The organism is Thermococcus celer Vu 13 = JCM 8558 (assembly GCF_002214365.1).
In the GTDB taxonomy this organism is placed as follows: Archaea; Methanobacteriota_B; Thermococci; order Thermococcales; family Thermococcaceae; genus Thermococcus; species Thermococcus celer.
Window position 1 is genome coordinate 1221745 of sequence record NZ_CP014854.1, and the last position, 19124, is coordinate 1240868.

At 56.9% G+C, this 19124-nt stretch carries 22 protein-coding genes; 7 read left to right on the forward strand and 15 right to left on the reverse strand.

All coding sequences use genetic code 11. The features are described 5' to 3' along the window. Window positions 1-9 precede the first annotated feature (9 nt). The 8 genes from A3L02_RS06835 to A3L02_RS06870 form a co-directional block, all read right to left on the reverse strand. On the reverse strand, window positions 10-900 hold the full coding sequence (locus A3L02_RS06835) for an Mrp/NBP35 family ATP-binding protein (protein WP_088863220.1): 891 nt from the start codon (window positions 898-900) through the stop codon (window positions 10-12). A gap of 116 nt (window positions 901-1016) precedes the next feature. Beyond that, window positions 1017-2012, reverse strand: a complete 996-nt coding sequence (gene porB, locus A3L02_RS06840; RefSeq protein ID WP_088863221.1) for a pyruvate synthase subunit PorB — start codon at window positions 2010-2012, stop codon at window positions 1017-1019. A gap of 10 nt (window positions 2013-2022) precedes the next feature. Further along, window positions 2023-3207 carry a pyruvate synthase subunit PorA gene (gene porA, locus A3L02_RS06845; RefSeq protein WP_088863222.1) on the reverse strand — a complete coding sequence of 395 codons (1185 nt, stop codon included), beginning with the start codon at window positions 3205-3207 and terminating at the stop codon, window positions 2023-2025. Window positions 3208-3217: 10 nt separating this feature from the next. Beyond that, window positions 3218-3535 carry a pyruvate synthase subunit PorD gene (gene porD, locus A3L02_RS06850; RefSeq protein ID WP_054834336.1) on the reverse strand — a complete coding sequence of 106 codons (318 nt, stop codon included), beginning with the start codon at window positions 3533-3535 and terminating at the stop codon, window positions 3218-3220. A gap of 61 nt (window positions 3536-3596) precedes the next feature. Further along, a complete protein-coding gene (locus A3L02_RS06855; RefSeq protein ID WP_088863223.1) occupies window positions 3597-4532 on the reverse strand; it encodes a 3-methyl-2-oxobutanoate dehydrogenase subunit beta in 936 nt (311 codons plus the stop codon). 5 nt (window positions 4533-4537) lie between these two features. Then, window positions 4538-5728, reverse strand: coding sequence for a pyruvate ferredoxin oxidoreductase (gene porA / locus A3L02_RS06860; protein WP_088863224.1), 1191 nt, complete (start codon window positions 5726-5728; stop codon window positions 4538-4540). A 1-nt stretch (window position 5729) separates the two neighbouring features. Continuing rightward, a complete protein-coding gene (locus A3L02_RS06865) occupies window positions 5730-6047 on the reverse strand; it encodes a 3-methyl-2-oxobutanoate dehydrogenase subunit delta (protein WP_088863225.1) in 318 nt (105 codons plus the stop codon). Window positions 6048-6084: 37 nt separating this feature from the next. Further along, complete coding sequence (locus A3L02_RS06870) at window positions 6085-6642, reverse strand: pyruvate/ketoisovalerate ferredoxin oxidoreductase subunit gamma (protein WP_088863226.1); 558 nt, start codon at window positions 6640-6642, stop codon at window positions 6085-6087. A 223-nt stretch (window positions 6643-6865) separates the two neighbouring features. On the opposite strand from A3L02_RS06870, the gene A3L02_RS06875 reads away from it, so the two are divergent. Then, the gene (locus A3L02_RS06875) at window positions 6866-7828 is read left to right on the forward strand and encodes an inorganic phosphate transporter (protein ID WP_088863227.1); all 963 of its coding nucleotides are present in this window, start codon (window positions 6866-6868) and stop codon (window positions 7826-7828) included. Here A3L02_RS06875 and hflX read toward each other — a convergent pair. After that, window positions 7766-9091 (reverse strand): GTPase HflX, encoded by a 1326-nt coding sequence (gene hflX / locus A3L02_RS06880; protein ID WP_088863228.1) that lies wholly within the window; start codon window positions 9089-9091, stop codon window positions 7766-7768. The genes A3L02_RS06875 and hflX overlap by 63 nt on opposite strands. 156 nt (window positions 9092-9247) lie before the next feature. Between hflX and A3L02_RS06885 the strand changes: the two genes are divergently transcribed. After that, window positions 9248-10792, forward strand: coding sequence for a HEAT repeat domain-containing protein (locus A3L02_RS06885; protein WP_088863229.1), 1545 nt, complete (start codon window positions 9248-9250; stop codon window positions 10790-10792). A 185-nt stretch (window positions 10793-10977) separates the two neighbouring features. Beyond that, on the forward strand, window positions 10978-11337 hold the full coding sequence (locus tag A3L02_RS06890; RefSeq protein WP_088863230.1) for a carboxymuconolactone decarboxylase family protein: 360 nt from the start codon (window positions 10978-10980) through the stop codon (window positions 11335-11337). A gap of 243 nt (window positions 11338-11580) precedes the next feature. On the opposite strand, the gene A3L02_RS06895 is transcribed toward A3L02_RS06890, so the two are convergent. Next, window positions 11581-11916, reverse strand: a complete 336-nt coding sequence (locus A3L02_RS06895) for a nascent polypeptide-associated complex protein (RefSeq protein WP_088863231.1) — start codon at window positions 11914-11916, stop codon at window positions 11581-11583. A 32-nt stretch (window positions 11917-11948) separates the two neighbouring features. Beyond that, window positions 11949-13574, reverse strand: coding sequence for a hypothetical protein (locus A3L02_RS06900; protein ID WP_237268584.1), 1626 nt, complete (start codon window positions 13572-13574; stop codon window positions 11949-11951). A gap of 80 nt (window positions 13575-13654) precedes the next feature. Between A3L02_RS06900 and A3L02_RS10455 the strand changes: the two genes are divergently transcribed. Further along, a complete protein-coding gene (locus A3L02_RS10455) occupies window positions 13655-13777 on the forward strand; it encodes a hypothetical protein (protein WP_257789349.1) in 123 nt (40 codons plus the stop codon). On the opposite strand, the gene A3L02_RS06905 is transcribed toward A3L02_RS10455, so the two are convergent. Both A3L02_RS06905 and otg read right to left on the reverse strand, forming a co-directional pair. After that, a complete protein-coding gene (locus A3L02_RS06905) occupies window positions 13774-14805 on the reverse strand; it encodes a tetratricopeptide repeat protein (RefSeq protein WP_088863232.1) in 1032 nt (343 codons plus the stop codon). The genes A3L02_RS10455 and A3L02_RS06905 overlap by 4 nt on opposite strands. Further along, a complete protein-coding gene (gene otg / locus A3L02_RS06910; protein ID WP_088863233.1) occupies window positions 14781-15317 on the reverse strand; it encodes a methylated-DNA--protein-cysteine methyltransferase in 537 nt (178 codons plus the stop codon). The genes A3L02_RS06905 and otg overlap by 25 nt, the downstream gene beginning before the upstream one ends. 55 nt (window positions 15318-15372) lie before the next feature. Between otg and A3L02_RS06915 the strand changes: the two genes are divergently transcribed. The 3 genes from A3L02_RS06915 to A3L02_RS06925 are packed head-to-tail and all read left to right on the forward strand — an operon-like array spanning window position 15373 to window position 17908. Further along, window positions 15373-16296 carry a 2-dehydropantoate 2-reductase gene (locus A3L02_RS06915; protein ID WP_088863234.1) on the forward strand — a complete coding sequence of 308 codons (924 nt, stop codon included), beginning with the start codon at window positions 15373-15375 and terminating at the stop codon, window positions 16294-16296. Between the two features lie 38 nt (window positions 16297-16334). Further along, on the forward strand, window positions 16335-16982 hold the full coding sequence (locus A3L02_RS06920; protein WP_088863235.1) for a TIGR00153 family protein: 648 nt from the start codon (window positions 16335-16337) through the stop codon (window positions 16980-16982). A gap of 11 nt (window positions 16983-16993) precedes the next feature. Next, complete coding sequence (locus tag A3L02_RS06925; protein WP_088863236.1) at window positions 16994-17908, forward strand: hydroxyacid dehydrogenase; 915 nt, start codon at window positions 16994-16996, stop codon at window positions 17906-17908. A gap of 83 nt (window positions 17909-17991) precedes the next feature. Here A3L02_RS06925 and A3L02_RS06930 read toward each other — a convergent pair whose 3' ends face one another. Together A3L02_RS06930 and A3L02_RS06935 are read right to left on the reverse strand one after the other, a co-directional pair. Then, window positions 17992-18576, reverse strand: coding sequence for a hypothetical protein (locus A3L02_RS06930; RefSeq protein WP_088863237.1), 585 nt, complete (start codon window positions 18574-18576; stop codon window positions 17992-17994). 27 nt (window positions 18577-18603) lie between these two features. Next, the gene (locus A3L02_RS06935) at window positions 18604-19119 is read right to left on the reverse strand and encodes a YkgJ family cysteine cluster protein (protein WP_088863238.1); all 516 of its coding nucleotides are present in this window, start codon (window positions 19117-19119) and stop codon (window positions 18604-18606) included. Window positions 19120-19124 lie beyond the last annotated feature (5 nt).

Sequence of the window (19124 nt, forward strand, 5' to 3'; positions counted from 1 at the left end):
GATAGAAGATCACTCGGATTCGGAGCTCTCCCCCTTCATTTCCCCGAGTTTCTTCACGAGCTTGTCCACTATCCCCACAAAGGCCTTAGCTGCAACGGTGTCCCCGTAGAGGACTATCGGAATACCCGCGTCGCTCGCCTCCCTGGCCTTGAGGTCTATGGGTATCTCACCGAGGAAGTCAACACCCTCCTTCTCGGCGAGCTTCCTACCGCCGCCCCTGCCGAAGAGGTCTATCTCGTTGCCGCAGTGCGGGCAGATCAGGTAGCTCATGTTCTCAACGACCGCTATGTACGGCACTTCCATCTTCTTCATCATGTTGACTGCCTTGCCCGTGTCGAGAAGCGCCACCTCCTGCGGTGTCGTGACTATTATGGCCGCGTCGAGCTGTAACGACTGCGTCACCGTGAGTATCTCGTCACCGGTTCCGGGTGGGAAGTCGATTATCATGAAGTCGAGCTCGCCCCACTTCACGTCGCCGAGGAGCTGTTTTATCGCCTTGGTAACGAGCGAGCCGCGCCAGATGATGGGCTGGTCCTCGGGCACCAGGAAGCCCATGCTCATTACCTTTATCGGCGTCGTCTGGCCCATGAAATCGTTCATGGGGGGTATCATCTCGAAGCCGCCGTCCTCGCGCTTTTCCGCGAGAACCTCCGCCCTATCGACGCCCAGCATCTTCGCCACGTTGGGGCCGTGTATGTCGGCGTCGAGCACACCGACGAAGTAGCCCTTCTTCGCCAGGGCCGCCGCGAGGTTGACCGCGACGGTGCTCTTGCCGACGCCACCCTTGCCGCTCAAGACGGCTATCTTGTATTTCCACTTCGTCTGCTTCTCGCTTATCCTCTGGGCGAGCGGATCAGCGCCCAATCCTGCCACGTTGAGTGTGGGAGCCTTGATGGTCATCTTTAATCACCTCTGGGTTGGGTTCCACGGAGCGCTTAAAAGCTTTGCCCAGAAGTATGACATCTCTGGACAGATATGGGTAAAAGTCCGTTCGGAAAATGGAAAAAAGTTGGGGATTACTCCTCCGGCTTCGGGAGGGTGACGTCAACGCCGAGGACCTTCCAGGTGGCCTTTATCTGCTCGCGGAGCTGGTCGATGGCCTCGGGCCTCTTGAAGAGGTGCTTGAACCTGCCCTGGAGCTTGAGGTACTCCTCCACGGGCTTCTTGAACTCGATGGCGACTACCCTTCCTCCCTCGCGCTTGACCTTCGCCCCTCCTCCGGGCGGCTGTATCTTGATGTTGTGGAAGTCGCCGTTCTCTATCTCGAAGAGCGGCCACATACCGGTCTCGATGGCGAGCCTCGTGACCTCGATGCTCTTCTCGGGCGGAACGCGCCAGCCCGGAACACAGGTACACTGGACCTGGATGAAGGCCGGACCGTCCACCTTGGCGGCCTTCTTCATCTTCCTGATGTAATCGTAGGGGTTGCCGACGCTGGCGGTGGCAACGTAGGGTATCTGGTGGGCCGCGGCGATGAGGGCCACCCACTTCTTGGGCTTGTCCTCACCGATGGAGTACTTGCCGGGCGGAGAAGTGGTCGTCCAGGCTCCGTAGGGGGTGGAGCTCGACCTCTGGATTCCCGTGTTCATGTAGGCCTCGTTGTCGTACATAAGGTAAACCACGTTGTGCCAGCGCTCCAGCATACCGCTCAGGGCCTGCATACCGATGTCGGCGGTACCGCCGTCGCCGCCTATCGCCAGTATCTTGCCCTTCCTCCCGAGCTTCTTCCAGGCGGCCTCGACACCGCTCGCGGCGGCCGCCGCGTTCTCGAAGGCCACGTGAACCCAGGGAGCCTTCCAGGCGGTGTACGGGAAGACGGCTGAGACGACCTCCATACATCCGGTCGCCTGGGCTATGGCGAAGGCGTTCGGATCTCCGTACTTCTCCTCCATGGCCTCACTAAAGGCCTTGGTACCGAGCTTGAGGGCAACGGCACAGCCACAACCGGCGCAGGCGGCGTGTCCCGGGGCCCAGTACTCGCGAGTGGTGATGGGGGGTTTCCTAACGGCCATCTTCCTCACCTCACAGTACCTCCTTCCTAAGTCCTATCCAGTTGACCTCGTCAAACTCCTCTCCGGCGAGGGCCCTCTTTGAGATATCCATGACCTCGTCGAGGTCCCTGAAGGTGACGTCCCTGCCACCGAGGCCGAGGATGAAGTCTACTATCCTGGGCTTCTCGCTCTCGTTTATCAGGGCCCTGCTGAAGTCCTGGAAGAGGGCGCCACCAACGCTGAAGGTGACGTTCTTCTCGAGCAGGGCGAGAACCTTTGCCTTCTTCGCGAGTTCCCTGACCTCCTCCGTCGGGAACGGCCTGTAGACGGTGAGCTTCGCGGCGCCGACCTTTACTCCCTTCTCCCTGAGGTGGTCGACGTACTCCTTGACGGTTCCAGCGAGGGAGCCCATGGTGACGAGGATTATTTCGGCATCGTCCGTCCTGTACTCCTCTATCTTCTGATACTTCCTGCCGAACCTCTTCTCGAACTCAGCGAATACCTCGTCGATGACCTTCTTGGCGTTCTCGTTGGCCTCCCAGACGGTGTATCTGGCTTCCATGTAGTGGGCCGGGAAGGCGAGGGTGCCCTGGGTTATCGGCTTCGCCGGGTCGAGGTAGGCGTGCTTCGGAACGTACTCGCCGAGGAACTCGTCAACCGCCTCCTGGTCGGGTATCTCGACGGGCTCGACCGTGTGGGTCAGGATGAAGGCGTCGAAGCCGACCATGGCGGGGAGGAGAACGCGCTCGTCCTCGGCGACCTTGAAGGCTATCAGGATGAGGTCCAGGGCCTCCTGGTTGTTCTCGGCGTAGAACTGGAGCCAGCCGGTGTCCCTCTCGCTTATGCTGTCCTGCCAGTCGTTCCAGATGTTAATCGGAGCCGACAGGGAGCGGTTTCCGACGGCCACGACGATGGGAAGGCGCATTCCCGCCGCTATGAAGAGTATCTCGTGCATCAAAGCCAGACCCTGGGAGGCAGTCGCGGTAAAGGTCCTAACCCCGGCCGCCGAGGCACCGACGCACGCGGAAATGGCGGAGTGCTCGCTCTCGACCTTGATGAACTCCGCGTCGAGCTCTCCGTTCGCCACGAACTCGCTGATCTTCTCGGGGACCAGCGTGGACGGGGTAATCGGAAACGCCGCTATGACCTTCGGTTTGGCGAGCCTGGCCGCCCATGCGGCGGCTTCGTTGGCCTTCATAACCTTTCTAACCGGCATTTTCACCACCTCACTTGCTCTCCCTAACCATCACTATGGCATCGACCGGGCACTCGTTCGCGCAGATGCCGCAGCCCTTACAGTAGTCGTAGTCAAAGGTCGGGTAGTTCTCCTCGTCGAGGTATATTGCCGGCTCCGGGCAGTAGATGTAGCAGAGGTAGCACCTAACGCACTTGTCCCTGTTGAAGTCGGGCATGAAGACGCGCCAGGAACCGGTCTTGTTCACGACGCTGCTTCCGGGTATCTTGGCTATCGCTCCGGGGGTCATCTTTTCGCTATACTCCTTCTGAACCCTCTCAATATCGGCCTTAAACGGACTCTCGGCCATGTATATCACCTCGGGTGAGTTATCAGACTCAAACTTAAATCTTTGGGGCAAAGATGAAAGCTCAGCCGAAGACCTCGGCCAGCTTCTTGAGCTTCTCCCACTCGTGGAGGACCCACTCCTGGAGAACCTCGATGTCCTCCTTCGTCATGTACTTGAACCTGCCCTGGTACTTGAGGAACTCCTCGATGGGCTTCGGCTCCTTCTTCGTCGACGGCATGTTGATCCTGTACTTTCCGTTCTCGTACTCGAAGAGCGGGAAGTAGGCGGTCTGGACGGCGAGCCTCGCTATCTCGATGCTCTTGTCCGTCGGTGAGCGCCAGCCCGTCGGGCACGGAGCGAAGAGCTGGATGAAGCTCGGCCCCGGAATCTTCCTGGCCTTCTTGAGCTTCCTTATGAAGTCCTCCGGATACGCCACGCTCGCCGTTGCGGCGTAGGGAACCTCGTGGGCTATAACTATGTCTATGACCTTCTTCTTGTGCCTCTTCTCGAGGAAGTGCTTCTTTCCACCGGGGGTGTTGGTGGTCCAGGCTCCGTAGGGGGTTGAACCGGACCTCTGGATTCCCGTGTTCATGTAGGCCTCGTTGTCGTACATTATGTAAACCGCGTCGTGGCCCCTCTCGAGGAAGCCGCTGAGCGCCTGGAGACCTATGTCGGCTGTACCGCCGTCGCCGGCCCATCCGACGACCATTACTCCGTCCTCACCCTTGACCTTGAACCCCCTCGCCTTGAGGGCCGCCTCTATACCTCCCATGACCGCTCCCGTGGTGGCGAAGGCGGTGTGGAACAGGTTGGCGTCGAGGGTGTTGTAGGGCCATGCACCTGCGATTATCGTTGAACAGCACGCCGGGATGGTGAAGATGGTCTTCTTCCCATAAGCCTTGAGGACGTAGCGCAGTCCAAGGGCGGCCCCACAGCCCTGGCAGGCGGTGTGGCCCGCGTAGAAGTGTTCCTCTGCGGGGATGCTCAGCCTCTTCTTAACGTTCTCGGGGATCTCCATCCTTCTCACCTCTTAAGGTGGTACCAGTCCACCTCTACATCGAGCTCTCCCTTACCCATGATGGTCTTCATGTTCTCGGCTATCTTCCTGACGTCGTTGACGGTGAAGTCCCTTCCCCCGAGGCCAACGATGTAGTCCTTCATGAGGGGCCTCGCGCCGGTGTTGTAGAGCGCTCCCTTCGCTTCCGTGAAGAGTATGCCCTCCATACCAAAGGAGTAGTTCCTGTCTATGACCGCTATGCCACCGACCTCCTTGGCGAACTCGTAGAGCTCCTCCTTCGGGAAGGGCCTGAACCAGCGCACCTTGAGGGCGCCGACCCTGTAACCCTCGTCGCGGAGGATGTCGACGGCCTGCTTGACGGTTCCCATGAGCGAGCCCATGCCCATGAAGACGAAGTCCGCATCCTCCACGCGGTAGGGCTCTATCATGCCGCTGTAGTCCCGTCCAAAGCGCTCGCCGAACTCCTTACCGACCTCGCGGATGACCTCCTTGGCCTCCTCCATGGCCTTCTGCTCCTTGTAGCGGAACTCGTAGTAGTCGGCGGGTGTTGCGAGCGCGCCCACCGAGAAGGACTTCTCGAAGTCCGTTAAGTCGTAGAGTGGCTCCCTCGGCGGGAGGAACTCGTCGACGAGCTCCTGTGGGATCATCTCAACGACGTCGTAGGTGTGGCTCAGTATGAAGGCGCTCTCAATGACCATCGCCGGCAGGTTGACGGTCTCGGCCACCTTGAACGCCATGAGGACGCCGTCGTACACTTCCTGGTTGTTCTCGGCGTAGAACTGCATCCAGCCCGTGTCCCTCTGGGCGAGGCTGTCTGTCTGCTCGTCCCACACGCTCCACGGCGGGGCGAGGGCACGGTTGGCGTTGACCATGACTATAGGAAGCCTCGCACCACTGGCCCAGTGGAGCATCTCGTGCATTAAAGCCAGGCCCTGGGCGGCGGTGGCGGTGAAGACCCTTGCCCCGGCCGCGCTCGCGCCTATACAGGCGGCCATGGCGGAGTGCTCGCTCTCAACGGGAACGTACTGGAGGTTCTCCACCTCACCGTTGGCTATGAACTCGGCTATCTTCTCGATGATGCTCGTCTGGGGCGTGATCGGGTAAGCGGCGACGACCTGAACGCGGGCGTGCTTGGCGGCGTAGGCGGCGGCGTAGTTACCGCTCACAACCTTTCTAATGGGTTTGTACTCCGCCATCTCACTTCTCCTCCTTCTCCATTGTTATGGCATCGACCGGGCACTCGTTCGCGCAGATGCCACAGCCCTTACAGTAATCGTAGTCAATGCTCACGTACCCGTCCTCGCGGATGTATATGGCCGGCTCGGGGCAGAACTTCCAGCAGATGTAGCACTTAACGCACTTGTCGTCGTTGACGACCGGCATGAAGGTTCTCCAGTCGCCCGTGAAGTTGGAGAGCGTCGTTCCCATCGTTACGGGGGCCTCCGGATACTCGTCCACGGATTTGAGGACGATTTTGGTTGCCCCTTCCTTCTTTTCACCAAACAACGTGTTCACGCTTTTCACCCCTGAAAGGATTATGAAGGAAAGAGAATCAGAGCTCGTAGATGGTGGTCTTGTTGAAGGCTTCCTCTGCGGCCTTGGCATTCTTCTCGCCGAGGCTTCCTGAGAAGACGTCCTTGATTGCCTTCTGGACGTGCTCGAGGGTAACGATACCCGTGGCCTTTGCAACCGCACCGAGGATGGCCGTGTTGGTGATGGGCAGTCCGAGGACGTCGAGGGCTATCGTGGTGGCGTCCACGAGGGCCAGCTTGGCCGGCTTCTTCTTGAGGCTGGCGAGAACCTCGTCCTTGCTCTTCTCCGTGTTGACGATAACGATTCCGCCCTCCTTGAGACCGGCGGTAACGTCAACCGTCTCGAGGAGGCTCGGGTCGAGAACGACCACTATGTCAGGCTCGTAGATCTGGGTCTTTATCCTGATAGGTTTCTCGTCGATCCTGGTGAAGGCGGTAACCGGCGCTCCACGCCTCTCAACGCCGAAGAACGGGAACGCCTGGACGTACTTGCCCTCAAGGAAAGCGGCTGAGGCCAGTATGTTGGCGGCAGTAACTGCGCCCTGTCCACCCCTACCGTGAAAACGAATCTCGATCATCTTCTCTGCCTCCTTAGGTTTGTCAAGTCTTATTCATCAATCCCATTTATTTAAGTTTCGGTATTGGCTTAAGCTCCCTTCGGCAGCTGCCTTTGGGTAGGCATGAACGTTGTCAACCGCCAATGGCGAAATCAGGCCATGATTTCCCGAAAAAACTTCGCCCGCTAAATTTTTAAGCATATAAACTACATGTGGGTATATAGACTATATATGGGGTGATCTCATGGACGGGCTTACGGTGGCAGTGATAGCAGTGGCCTTCTACATAGCCTGGAACATAGGCTCCAACGACTCCGCCAACGCCATGGGAACCGCCGTTGGCGCCGGGATACTCAGCTTCCGTCAGGCCACGCTCACCATAGCGATATTCGTGCTCATGGGTGCCTATCTCAAGGGCTACAAGGTCATGAAGACGGTCGGGAAGGGCATAGTCCCCACGGGGTACCTCACGATGGAGATGGCGGTTATAGCGCTCCTCGCGGCCGGCGTCTGGGTCACGATAGCGACGGTGAAGGGTCTCCCGGTCTCCACAACGCAGGCCATTGTCGGGGGCGTTATCGGGGTAGGCCTCGCCACCCACGCGCCCGTGAACTGGTTCACCCTCGGTAAAATCGCCGCGGCGTGGGTCGTCTCGCCCATCCTCTCCGGAATACTCGCCATAGTCCTCTACAAGTTCTACGCGTGGGTCGTCTCCGAAATAAAAAGCGTGTCGACGATTGAGGCCCTCTACAAGGCCCTGGCCATACTCGGTGGCTCGTACATGGCCTTCAACTTCGGAACCAACGAGGTCGCCAACGCCTCCGGACCGATAGTTGGTGCGGGTTTCATGGGGCCCAGAACCGCGGGGGTTATCGTGGCCCTCAGCCTGGCCATCGGCTCCCTCACCTTCAGCTACGCGGTGATGCACACCGTTGGAAAGAAGATAACTGCCCTCGGCCCGATATCGGCCTTCGCGGCCCAGTTCGGCTCGGCGATGTCCGTCAGCCTTGCGAACCTCTTCGGCCTCCCCGTCAGCTCGAGTCAGTCCATAGTCGGTGGCGTCGTTGGGGTCGGCCTCCTCGCCGGTGAGGGAGTCGATAGGTCCGTCATCAGGGACATAATCTTCGGCTGGGTGGCCACGCTCCTAACCGCCATAGTTATCTCGCTCGTTATCTTCAAGGCCTTCGCGCTGGTGGGGATGGTCTAATCGTTTTATTTTAACCCCCAGTCGCGTCAGCTCTTTTATCATTCCCGTCTGAAGGTAGGCCCTTATCCTCGTCTCCTCCCCGTATTCGACTTCGAGAACCTCTCCGATGGAGTTTACAAGCGCCATAACCTTCGGCACGTTCTCGGGTTCGGCCACGGTTATCTCGAAGGAGCCGTACTTGGGCAGCGTTAGTATGATCTCCTCAAGGGCCCTGTAGAGCTCCTCCAGCCGGCCGAGCTTTGCCGACACGGCAACCAAGCGGACGTCGAGGCCACGCTCCTCCATTATCTCCATCAACCGTGTCCTCTTGTCCTCGACGTCCTCCTCCGCGGTCAGGTCGATTTTGTTGAGCACGACCACCATCGGTTTATCCAGGGCCTTCAGCTCCCGCAGGACATCAAGGGAGGCCAGGAGCTTCCTCCTTACCTCCCCCCAGGGTTCGCTCACGTCGAGGACGAGGAGCATCACGTCGGCCTTCACTATCTCCTCGAGCGTCGAGTGGAAGGCCTCGACTATGAAGGGTGGGAGTCCGTCTATGAAACCCACCGTATCGGTTACGAGAACCCTCTTGCCGCCGAGCTTAAAGCGCCTCGTCGTCGTGTCGAGGGTCGTGAACATCTGGTTCCTTGCCTCGACGCTTTCCTCTGCCAGGGCGTTGAGGAGCGTCGACTTGCCCGCGTTCGTGTAGCCAGCCAGGGCCATGAGGACGAAGCCGACCTCTTCGCGCCTTCTCCTCTTGACAGCTCTATCGGCCTTGACCCTCTCGAGCTCCTTCCTTATGCGGCCCATCCTGTACCGGATGTGTTTGAGGTACTGCCTCGTCTGGTACTCGCCCATCCCCTTGAAACCGGCCCTGTCTCCGAGTTTTATCCTCCTAATGGCCTCCTTCACGAGCGGAACCTCGTATTGAAGGCTTGCGAGCTCGACCTGAAGCTTGGCCTCCTTTGAGTGGGCCCTCCCCTCGAATATCTCAAGGACGAGCTGCCATTTGTCGATTACCTCGACCCCCAGCTCCTTCCAGAGGTTGTAGGCCTGGCCCGGCGTTAACCTGTTGGCGAAGACCACCTTGTCCGGTTTGAGTTCATCCACCAGCGCTTTCAGCTCCCTCACCTTGCCCTTCCCGATGTTGTAGCGGGGATGCTCCTTCCTCCTCTGCTCCAGAATCGCCACTACCTCGTAGCCCGCACTTCTAAGCAGGTCCTCAAACTCCTCCCGGTTCATCCTTCTCCCCGGCGAATGCCTTATGACCCCTATCGCCCTCATCAGATAACCAAGGGGTACCCGGGTTTATAGGCGTTGTTACCGCAGAGAGCCCAAAAAGAACCCAAGATCAAACGTTTCAAACCTCCGTCTTGAATTATCAAAAAGAATTTAAGCATGAGAGAGAACTTATGTAAAAGATCATCGGGGTGCGATTCCATGATCCCCCTCCCGCTACTGATAATCTCCAAGACGGATGTTATAATCGACAAGAACGGTATGAGGGAAGATCTAAAGGGTTGGAAGTTCCACGATGTTATTGAACTGGCCTCGAAATATTCCGAGGGGTTCAAAGTTCTGGTGGAGCTTCTGGATGACCCGGACTCCAACGTAAGGAAGAACGCCCTCTACGTCATCCAGGACCTGGTGAAAAACAACGCGATAGACCCGGAGAGGGTAAAGCTGGCGCTCGATAAGATAATTAAACTGACGAAGGACAGCGAAGAGAAGGTCTCCCTCGAGGCCATTGAGACGCTGAACATGATCCTGGAAAAGGTTGAACTCGATCAAGAGAGCTACGAGAAGGCCACGAACGCTTTGATGGGGGTCGTGAAATCTGGGGTTCCCATCCTCAGCGAATACGCGGCCGAAGGTCTCGGAAGTATAGGCGCCAAGATAGCGGTGATCGCGTCGAGGATCATTGGTAAACTGTTGTCCCTGATAACGGGTAGTCAAAGGAGGGAGATCAAAAACGCCGCCATCACGGCGCTGACGGAGATGGCCTATAAAACGAACAATAAGAAGACCGTTGACAAGGTAGTAAGGGGGCTGGCGGAGACCCTCGACGAGTCCGACAACTACACGAGGAAGAGGGTCTTCAAGGCCCTTGAAAGGCTCGTCACGAGAAGGGACATGGTCTCAAAGCAAACGTTGAACCTGACGCTGAAGAAGATAGAACCGTACCTCAAGGATAAGGAGCTCAAAGAATCGGCCGAACTTGTCAGGGAGAGGATACTAAAGGTGGCTCAGGTGGACGAGGAAAGGGGCGAGGTGGTCTCGTACAAAACCCAACTCGAAGTGGATCAGTACAGCATAGACGACATAGGGACCCTCCTTGACGCCGGGAAACTGGAGATAGTCGCCGAGATGGCGAGGCAGAGCCCCGAGGTTCTCGACAGGGTCGTTGACATGCTCAATTCCGACGACTACACGCTGAGAACCGACGCCCTCTGGATCGTCTCAAAGGTCGTCCCGTACCTCGGGCCTACAACGGCCTACTCGATCCTTCCAGTTCTGGGGGAGTTTCTGAAGAGCAAGAACCGATGGGTAAGGAACACGGCTGCGAAGACCCTCGCCGAGATATACGCCCAGTACCCGGGCACGGCACATTACATCCTCTCCCTGCTGGACGTCCTCCTGAAGTCCAACAACTCCAGGGACATCGAAAGCGCCCTCGCCCTCCTCAAGGAGATAAACGACAGGGTGGTTGACGAGAGGATACTGAAGGGCAGCATGATCCTCATGATGAAACTCCTCGACAGGCAGGACGTACGCGCAACCGTCCTTGCCTTCATGGCCCAGCAGGCGGAGCACCTTCTAAAGCTGGACAACGAAACCCTCGGAGCATTGCTGGAAAAGCTGAAGTCAGTGTACGGGGTTGAGGGCGGAAAACACGACGAGATCATCGCATCGCTCGTCGATGTTATAGACGACATTCTAAAGATAAGACAGAAGAAGGCCCAGAATGGACAAGGGACGATGTAAAAATCTCTCTGGTCCCATTCACCCATTTTCCACGTTTTCCGGCAGGTCTGCTTTTACCATAACCGGTTCAGTCTAACCGGTTAACGGCGCCCTTTGCCCTTCCAGCGTTTCAAATCAGGGGTTTCCAACCGGAAGTTTACAATACGCCTTTAAACGGAAAAGCAGAATGTAATCCGGTGGTTTCCATGGAGCATGAAGACGTTGATACCAAACTCCGGGAGATTGAGGAGCTCCTGGAAAAGCTCGGAAAGAAGCACCCCAAGGAGATGGGGGCGTTCTCGCGCTTCCTCCGTGAGACCCTCGATAACAAGGCCCTGACGACGCGGGAGAAGGAGCTCATAGCGGTCGCCCTCGGTATAGCCACGGGATGCGAGTGGTGCATAGTCCTCCACACCCAGAAGGCCCTCGAGGCGGGTGCGAAGCCCGAGGAGCTGTACGAGGCGGGGCTCGTCGCGGTGCTGATGGCCGGTGGTCCGGCTCTGATGCACCTGATTCCGCTGACCAAGGCGATAGAAAGGTTTACAAAAGAGCACGGGGAGGGTTAACCGTTCTGGTTAGCCGTAACTTTTGTAAACATCGTTACGGCCAACCTTCCACCCTCCCATCTTCATCGGGTGGCTTTCGGGGGGAACGGAAACTCCCCACATCTTCCGTTTCCAACCCCCATTCGGGCTTAAAACCCCACATATCGGGGACATTAACAGTTAAACACGGAGCCATTTAAAGTTTTTTTGAAAAACAAAAATATTCAAATATTGTGATAGTTACTATTTAGAAAACAGCCCTTTTCATTCTTCCGTCAGCTTCAGTATCGCCTCGGCCAGGTCGCCGTTGGCCTCTTCGAGGGCCTTTCTGGCGGTGTCGCGGTCAACGCCCGTCTGCTCCATGACGAGCCTTACATCCTCCTCGGAGATCTCCACCACCGCCCTTACTTCCTCGCTCCCCGGGACAATCTGGTAGCTCTTCTCGCCCTGAGCACTTATCACCGTAACGGCAGGGTCCCTGAGGACTATCTCCCTGTTCTCGAGCCTTATGATGACCTCCCTAACGCCCTCGAGCTCCTCCATCCTGATTCCCATCTGGCGCATGAGCTTCTTCATCTGCCGGGGGTTCATTCCCATCATCGTTACCACCCGGGGAAACTTCCACCCGGATTTTAAAAAGGTTGGCAAAGGTTCATGGACATGCACAAAGGGAAAAGGTATATCCCCGTTCTTGGATTGCACGGAGGAAAACTTCCATCTCCTGGAATGTAGATATCCCCGTACATGCCCGCCAGGTTATAATCGTGTCCATTGTAGTCAAACTTAACTTTACTTGAGTAGAAAACCCCGTTAACATATTGATCCCTGTATTCTTCCTTTAGTTGCAGATCAACATGAATCAGCGAGAATTCAGTGCTCTTAGTGTTAAATCCGAGCCCCACCGCCATTATAAAGGGGAATATCTCAAGATTATTGTAATCGAGGGTTCCGAGTACCGCTGCCGACGCCGTAAATAAAGGAATCGTGTCAGTGGAGGATACGAAATCCACATCATATTTTGTCAGTCCTCCCCGCTGGCTATCATGGGTTGTTGGTTTCCAGTAGTTGTGAACGAACCACATGGTTTTCCTTCCGATCCCACCGTACCGGTTAGGTTCACCATGTTCAACAAACTTACGCAACTCCATGTCCCTCTCATCGGGTTTTCCAAGTATTACGTAGGCGACATCGTCGAGTTTCTCATAAAATAAGCCATCCCACACGCAGAGTCTGTACTTTGCCAGTGCGACGGTACCCCTGATTCCAGCCCCTATAACCGAGGGATCCGAAATCTCCGAACCCCAGACACGAACGTAGGAGCTTGAAATTCCGATATCTCTTGTATCGATGCTGTAAGAGGTTCCTATTATTTGAGCTTCAATGGAAGAGCTATCCCCTCCTTTTTGTATCGCGGCCGCTGCGGAGAAAGTTAGCTCAAGGCCTTGCGCGGTCTTGTGATGGTATATCGAGGTCATGGTGATGCCATTTATCTTGTCCGTGTCACCACGTATCTCAAAGGTGGCTACGGGTATAAGGGCGTTAGATTTTACCGTTACGATGCGCTCTAATCTCCATACAAGGCAGTACTGATAATTGTATCCCCTCCGATAGCAATTGTCAATGTGAGAACCGGGAGGCCAGCCCTCCGTGATCACTGGAGTGACCTCTCTATTATTTTTATTCGATACAAGATCATTGGTCCGTTGAAGTTTCATTGAGCTAAGCTTTTCCATTATCTGTTTTTTGGTGTAAAGAATTCTGGGATTTTCTTTTGGTAAGTTCACCCGGATGCTTCTCCTTTCTAACACCTCTTCCACGTTGATCGGTACGGTTTCTACAAAGTAACCAACGTTGCCGTCATCATCATGAAGGGTCCCGAGGAGCAGAAGCGAAGGCGAGACCGCTTTGGAATCGAGTCCAGCGTTCTTTAAGTAAAAACCCCGGAGTTTCATTGCCTTCATCAGCTCACCATAGCTTATCTTTACTTTGTCCCGTCCCGAGAAGGTTCCGAGTTCCATGGGGGAACCGTTCGGGAGAAGAATTGACGCAGTAATTACCCCGTAGCCCTTAGCTGGAAGTTTGATCTCAAGAACTGGATGAATGAAACTGCGCGTGTATTCTACCTTTGCCCCAAGATACTCTTTGGAGTTTGTGGGTATTTTGTATACAGAAGTTCCTGAGATTATGCCATCAAAGAATAAAATCATTGTTATCATTAATATACCAGTTTTATTCTTCATAACGTCACCAATGTACAACGGATAAATCGTCAATAAAAACTTTTTGATCATAATAATTAATATTCAAAAACACCCAACTCATTCTCGGTCTTCTTAACGTGATCATGTTGGCCGTGATGCCCCGGCCGTTCTCCAGATGGATGAAACGCTACGCGGAGAGAAAGGAGCGGGAGATGGAGGAGGAACTCAGGAAGATGGACGAAGAAGGGGCGCTGTATTAGCCCTCCTCTTTATCCCCTGGGAAGTTCGAGGTCTCCTCGTTGGCCTTCATTATCTTTGCCCTGTACTCCTCGTACTTCTTTCTGGCCTCTTCAGCCTTCTCCTTCTCGCCGAGGTACTCGTAGGCCTCCGCAACGTGCTTCCACCACATCGGGTCCTCCTCGGCCTCCTTCAGGCAGTACTCGAGGAACCTCTGATAAGCTTCCCTCGCGAGCTCCTCCTTCCCGAGTTTCCTCGCTATGTTGCCCACGTCCTCGTAGAACACGCCTTCCTCTTTAGCCTCTCCCAGGTAGTACTCCAGCGCTTTTTCCCAGGCTTCTCTGGCCTTCTCCTCGTTTCCAAGCTCCTCGTAGAGCTTCGCCACGTCCTCCCAGAACCAGGGTTCCTCCTCGGCGTAGCGCTCGAGGGCCTTCGCGGCCCGTTCCATGTCCCCGGCCTTCTTCCAGTACTCGTGGGCCTCCTTGAGGTAGTAGGTGTCCTTCTCCTTCTCGTAGAGTTGCTCGTAGATCTCGGCCGCCTTCTCGTACTTCCCGGCCTTCTCGTAGGCCCAGGCGGCGCTCTCCATCCAGCCGAGCTTCTCGTAAGTCTCGGCGGCCTTCAGGTAGTTGCCGGCCTTCTCGTACTTCCTGGCGGCGGCCTTGTACTTGCCCGCCTTCTCGAGGCTCTCAGCCGAGCGGAAGCGGTCGGCTATGCCCAAATCGGGCTCGCTGATGTACCAGATGCCGAAGGCGAGGGCCGCGACGAAGAAAATTATTATCCCTGCGACGATGTTCAGCCTCTCCCATATTACGCTGAGGTAGAGGCCGTAGCCGCTTATCGCCGTGAGCACGCCCAGTAAAGTGCCGTACTTCCAGCTCCCGGCGTAGAGCGTCAGACCGGTGAAGAAGAGCAGCATTAAGGTAACGCCGAGGAAGCCGAGTACCAGTATCACCTGGAGCAGCAGCTTCCAGCCGCCGTACCAGACTATCCCGGCGGCTATCCCAAGGACGATGAGAACGAAGGCTATCAGGTACGCCTTGAGCTTGTCCATACTTCCACCCCCTCGATTCCGAGCAGGAACACCTTTTCCTCCAGTCTCGGAGTGTAGTAACCGATGCCATCTCTGGCCACGACCCTGTGACAGGGAACGACTATCGGGTACGGGTTCCTCTTCATCGCTCCCCCGATGGCCCTTGGAGAGGTTCCGAGGACGTTCGCGAGGTCACCGTAGGTTATAACGCTCCCTCTTTTAACGTTTTTCGTGAGCCATTCATAAACCCTTCTCTCAAACTGAGTAACGCCCCCGAAGGAGAGCATCGAGAGGACTTCGGAGTTCTCAACCCTCCCCAGGATGACGTCGCGAACGACGGAAGGGTACCGTGAGGTTTCAATGGCTAAATCCATGCCAACCCCCCTCCTCCGCAGGAAGCCCGTGAGCCTTTCCAGGTTGTTTTCGAGCCCTTCCCCTTCGAGGGAGAAGGTTATCCCCTGGATTTTCTCCTCCCAGAGAACGGCGATCCAAACGCCCCTTCCGGATATCCTGAAGTGCTCAACGCTCAGCATCGCTCCCCATCGCTAAGGCTTTAAGGATGGCCCTTTAAACGCTTACGGTGGTGGGATGAAGATCTACGTACTCGGGGCGGGGAGCATAGGCTCGCTCTTCGGGGCCCTGCTAACGAGGGCCGGGAACGACGTAACGCTCATCGGCCGGGAGGAACACGTGAGGGCGATAGAGGAGAACGGCCTCCACATCTCCGGAATCGAGGATTTCACCGTCTACCCCAAGGCGACGCTCCACGCTCCCCCCGACCCCCCGGAGCTTTTGATGCTCTCCACCAAGTCGTACTCCACGAGGGAGGCCCTCGAGTGTGCGCGTAACAGCATAGGACCCGAAACGTGGGTGCTCAGCATCCAAAACGGTCTGGGCAACGAGGAGCTCGCCCTCAGGTTCACGTCCAACGTCATGGGCGGGGTAACGACCAACGGTGCCATGCTCGTTGAGTGGGGCCACGTGAGGTGGACGGGGAAGGGGATCACGGTCATCGGACGATACCCAACGGGGAGGGACCCATTCGTCGATGAGGTCGCGGAGGTCTTCAACTCCTCTGGTCTGGAGACACACGTCACGGAGAACGTCAACGGCTGGAAGTGGGCCAAGGCGATAGTGAACTCCGTCATCAACGGGCTCGGGACGGTTCTTGAGGTCAGGAACGGCTTCCTGAAGGACGACCCCCACCTCGAGGGGATATCCGTGGACATCGCGAGGGAGGGCTGTATCGTTGCCCAGCAGTTGGGCGTCCAGTTCGAGGTCCACCCCCTGGAGCTCCTCTGGGACACCATCGAGCGCACGAGGGAGAACTACAACTCGACCCTGCAGGACATAAAGCGCGGGAAGAGGACGGAGGTCGACTACATCCACGGTAAGATAGTCGAGTACGCCCAGTCCGTCGGCCTCGAGGCGCCGAGGAACGAACTCCTCTGGACGCTCATCAAGGCCAAGGAGACCCTGGCTTCCCGTGAGGGTTTCAAAAGAAAAAAGTAAATAAACTCACCCGTTGATACCATCACGGAGGGAGGGAAATGGCCATATTCGGTGGTAAGGAAAGCGATGTTTTCGAGACCATTGAGGACCACCTCGCGGTCGTGGACGAGACGCTGGCGGCCTTCAGGGAGCTCGTGAAGGCCTACCTCAATGGTGATCTCGAGAGGGCCGAGGCCTTTGAGAGGGAGGTCGACGAGCTCGAGACCAAGGCCGATAAGCTGAGGAGAAGCATCGAGAGAATGCTCTACGAAGGTGCGTTCCTTCCGGCGAACAGGGGTGACTACGTGAGGCTGAGCGAACTCGTCGATCAGGTGGCCGACGCGGCCGAGAGCTCGGCCCACACGTTGATACTTGCGAGGCCGAAGGTTCCGGCGGAGCTCAAGGACGAGATAATGGAGCTGGTTGATTCCACCATCGAGACGTACGATCTCCTGAAGGAGGCGGTCAAGGCCCTCAACTCCGACGTCGATAGGGCAATAGAGCTCTCCAAGGCGGTTGAGGACGCCGAGGAGAGGGCCGACGAGGTGGAGTACAACGTAAAGAAGAGGGCCTTCGAAAGCGAGACCATCACCACCTACGCCAAGATCATCTGGAACCAGGTCCTGACCAAGATAGGTGACGTGGCGGACCACGCGGAGGACGCCTCGGATCAGGTTCTGCTCATGGCCATAAAGAGAAGGGGATGAGGTGATTGGTTATGAAGGTTCTCGTTGCCGCACCTTTGCACGAGAAGGCGATTGAGGTTTTGAAGAACGCCGGTTTCGAGATGGTTTACGAGGAGTACCCGGACGAGGATAGGCTCGTAGAGCTCGTGGGGGACGTCGACGCCATCATCGTCAGGAGCAAGCCGAAGATCACGAGGAGGGTCATAGAGGCCGCTCCCAAGCTCAAGGTAATCGGAAGGGCCGGCGTCGGGCTGGACAACATAGACCTTGAAGCGGCGAAGGAGCGCGGGATAAAGGTGGTGAACAGTCCCGGGGCCAGCTCGAGGAGCGTTGCGGAGCTCGTCCTCGCCCTGATGTTCAACGTCGCCAGGAAGGTTGCCTTCGCCGACAGGAAGATGAGGGAGGGCGTCTGGGCCAAGAAGCAGTGCATGGGGATCGAACTCGAGGGCAAAACCCTGGGAATAATCGGCTTCGGCAGGATAGGTTACCAGATAGCGAAGATAGCCAGCGCCCTGGGAATGAACGTCCTGCTCTACGACCCATACCCGAACGAGGAGAGGGCCAGAGAAGTAGGCGGAAGGTTCGCGGACCTCGAGACCCTGCTCAGGGAGAGCGACGTGGTAACCCTGCACGTCCCGCTCGTCGACTCGACCTACCACCTCATAAACGAGGAGCGTTTAAAGCTCATGAAGAAGAGCGCGATACTCATAAACGCCGCGAGGGGGCCGGTGGTCGACACGAAAGCCCTCGTGAAGGCCCTCAAGGAAGGATGGATCGCGGGGGCAGGCCTCGACGTCTACGAGGAGGAGCCCCTGCCGAAGGACCACCCGCTCACGAAGCTCGACAACGTGGTCCTAACACCCCACATAGGAGCGTCGACCGTGGAAGCCCAGATGCGCGCCGGTGTTCAGGTTGCGGAGCAGATAGTGGATATCCTGAAGGGTTGAGGTCGTTTTTCAAATTTTTCCTTTTCATGGCCTTTGTCAAACCCCGAGGGTAAGGGTCCCGTGAAGGGCCCCCGACGGGAGGCTTAAAAGCCGTTCGGGGGGCTGACGTTTTGAGGGTGGGCGACGATAACGGTGGCGTTCTCCGGGATGCCCTCGCTGGCCCTGAGGTGGACGCCGTAGTCCTCGGCCAGCCATCCAGCCGTAACGAAACTGAGGAAGGCGGACACGAGGACCAGGACCATCACGACCGCAGCAACGAGTCCCGTTACGCTTTCCTTTAACCGCCAGAGGGCGACGATGCCACAGACGGAGGAGAGGAGCCACAGGACAAACGCCAACCGGATAACCCCCTCCCGGGGTGTGGAAAACTCAGGCAGCACCCAGGCCGAACCGACCGCGCCCAGGGAGAAGTACAGGAAACCGAGGAGTCTTCCGCGCTTTGGCACCGGCGGGTTGCCCGCGTAACCGGAGGCGCCCAGGTAATAGAGGGAAGCGACCGCGAGGAGGAGGTAGAAGACAATCAGGAAGGGAACGAGCCAGTAGATTTCCTTATAGATGGAGTTGGGTATCACGACCGAGAACATTACGGGTGGAAAACCGAAGAGGAGGACGTTTATGAGCCCCTGAAGGGCGAAGCAACCGAGCAGGATGTACTTCAACATGCCCATGTTCTTATAATACTCAAAGAAGTATATCTACCTTTCGGTTCCATCCAGGAGCTCCGCAAGGCCGTCCAGGTCGGTTCTCTCAAGTTCCTCCTCGAACTCGAGGCCGAGCCCCGCTATCTCCCCGGGGGTTATCACCGTCTCGGGGTTCTCGGCGTTCACTCCCGGGCAGTTTTCATCGTAGTACAGCCACAGCCTCTCACCTTTGTGATCGAAGGGTCCCTCACCCTCAACGCCGAGCGGCTTCCTCGAGACCATGAAGGGGTATATCCTGCATATCAACGGCCTGACGTCGTGGATCCTGCATCTCCCCGTTTCCGGGTCGTGGAAGACGCAACCCAGGTCCCACTCCCTTACGCTCAGAACGAAGCGGATTCTCTTCCCCTCAACGGAGAACGTCACGAAGTCCTGCGGGTCGTGGCCGGCCTCCGCTATCCGCTCTATATCCCTGAGGGTCAGGTAGACGTGCCTCCCGCGACAGCAGTCAAGGCAGAACTCGCACCTGAAGGGCACGGGTTCCGTGAACGGCCTCGGCTTGAACCTCATGGGAC

What these genes read in the sequence shown, in the direction of transcription:
- A3L02_RS06935 (WP_088863238.1), bottom strand. Translation starts at nt 19,119, where the DNA reads ATGAGGTTCAAGCCGAGGCCGTTCACGGAACCCGTGCCCTTCAGGTGC.
- porD (WP_054834336.1), bottom strand. Translation starts at nt 3,535, where the DNA reads ATGGCCGAGAGTCCGTTTAAGGCCGATATTGAGAGGGTTCAGAAGGAG.
- A3L02_RS06925 (WP_088863236.1), top strand. Translation starts at nt 16,994, where the DNA reads ATGAAGGTTCTCGTTGCCGCACCTTTGCACGAGAAGGCGATTGAGGTT.
- A3L02_RS06920 (WP_088863235.1), top strand. Translation starts at nt 16,335, where the DNA reads ATGGCCATATTCGGTGGTAAGGAAAGCGATGTTTTCGAGACCATTGAG.
- A3L02_RS06915 (WP_088863234.1), top strand. Translation starts at nt 15,373, where the DNA reads ATGAAGATCTACGTACTCGGGGCGGGGAGCATAGGCTCGCTCTTCGGG.
- A3L02_RS06930 (WP_088863237.1), bottom strand. Translation starts at nt 18,576, where the DNA reads ATGGGCATGTTGAAGTACATCCTGCTCGGTTGCTTCGCCCTTCAGGGG.
- A3L02_RS06870 (WP_088863226.1), bottom strand. Translation starts at nt 6,642, where the DNA reads ATGATCGAGATTCGTTTTCACGGTAGGGGTGGACAGGGCGCAGTTACT.
- A3L02_RS06905 (WP_088863232.1), bottom strand. Translation starts at nt 14,805, where the DNA reads ATGGACAAGCTCAAGGCGTACCTGATAGCCTTCGTTCTCATCGTCCTT.
- A3L02_RS06835 (WP_088863220.1), bottom strand. Translation starts at nt 900, where the DNA reads ATGACCATCAAGGCTCCCACACTCAACGTGGCAGGATTGGGCGCTGAT.
- A3L02_RS06895 (WP_088863231.1), bottom strand. Translation starts at nt 11,916, where the DNA reads ATGATGGGAATGAACCCCCGGCAGATGAAGAAGCTCATGCGCCAGATG.
- porA (WP_088863222.1), bottom strand. Translation starts at nt 3,207, where the DNA reads ATGCCGGTTAGAAAGGTTATGAAGGCCAACGAAGCCGCCGCATGGGCG.
- A3L02_RS06855 (WP_088863223.1), bottom strand. Translation starts at nt 4,532, where the DNA reads ATGGAGATCCCCGAGAACGTTAAGAAGAGGCTGAGCATCCCCGCAGAG.
- otg (WP_088863233.1), bottom strand. Translation starts at nt 15,317, where the DNA reads ATGCTGAGCGTTGAGCACTTCAGGATATCCGGAAGGGGCGTTTGGATC.
- hflX (WP_088863228.1), bottom strand. Translation starts at nt 9,091, where the DNA reads ATGAGGGCGATAGGGGTCATAAGGCATTCGCCGGGGAGAAGGATGAAC.
- A3L02_RS06875 (WP_088863227.1), top strand. Translation starts at nt 6,866, where the DNA reads ATGGACGGGCTTACGGTGGCAGTGATAGCAGTGGCCTTCTACATAGCC.
- porB (WP_088863221.1), bottom strand. Translation starts at nt 2,012, where the DNA reads ATGGCCGTTAGGAAACCCCCCATCACCACTCGCGAGTACTGGGCCCCG.
- A3L02_RS06885 (WP_088863229.1), top strand. Translation starts at nt 9,248, where the DNA reads ATGATCCCCCTCCCGCTACTGATAATCTCCAAGACGGATGTTATAATC.
- porA (WP_088863224.1), bottom strand. Translation starts at nt 5,728, where the DNA reads ATGGCGGAGTACAAACCCATTAGAAAGGTTGTGAGCGGTAACTACGCC.
- A3L02_RS06890 (WP_088863230.1), top strand. Translation starts at nt 10,978, where the DNA reads ATGGAGCATGAAGACGTTGATACCAAACTCCGGGAGATTGAGGAGCTC.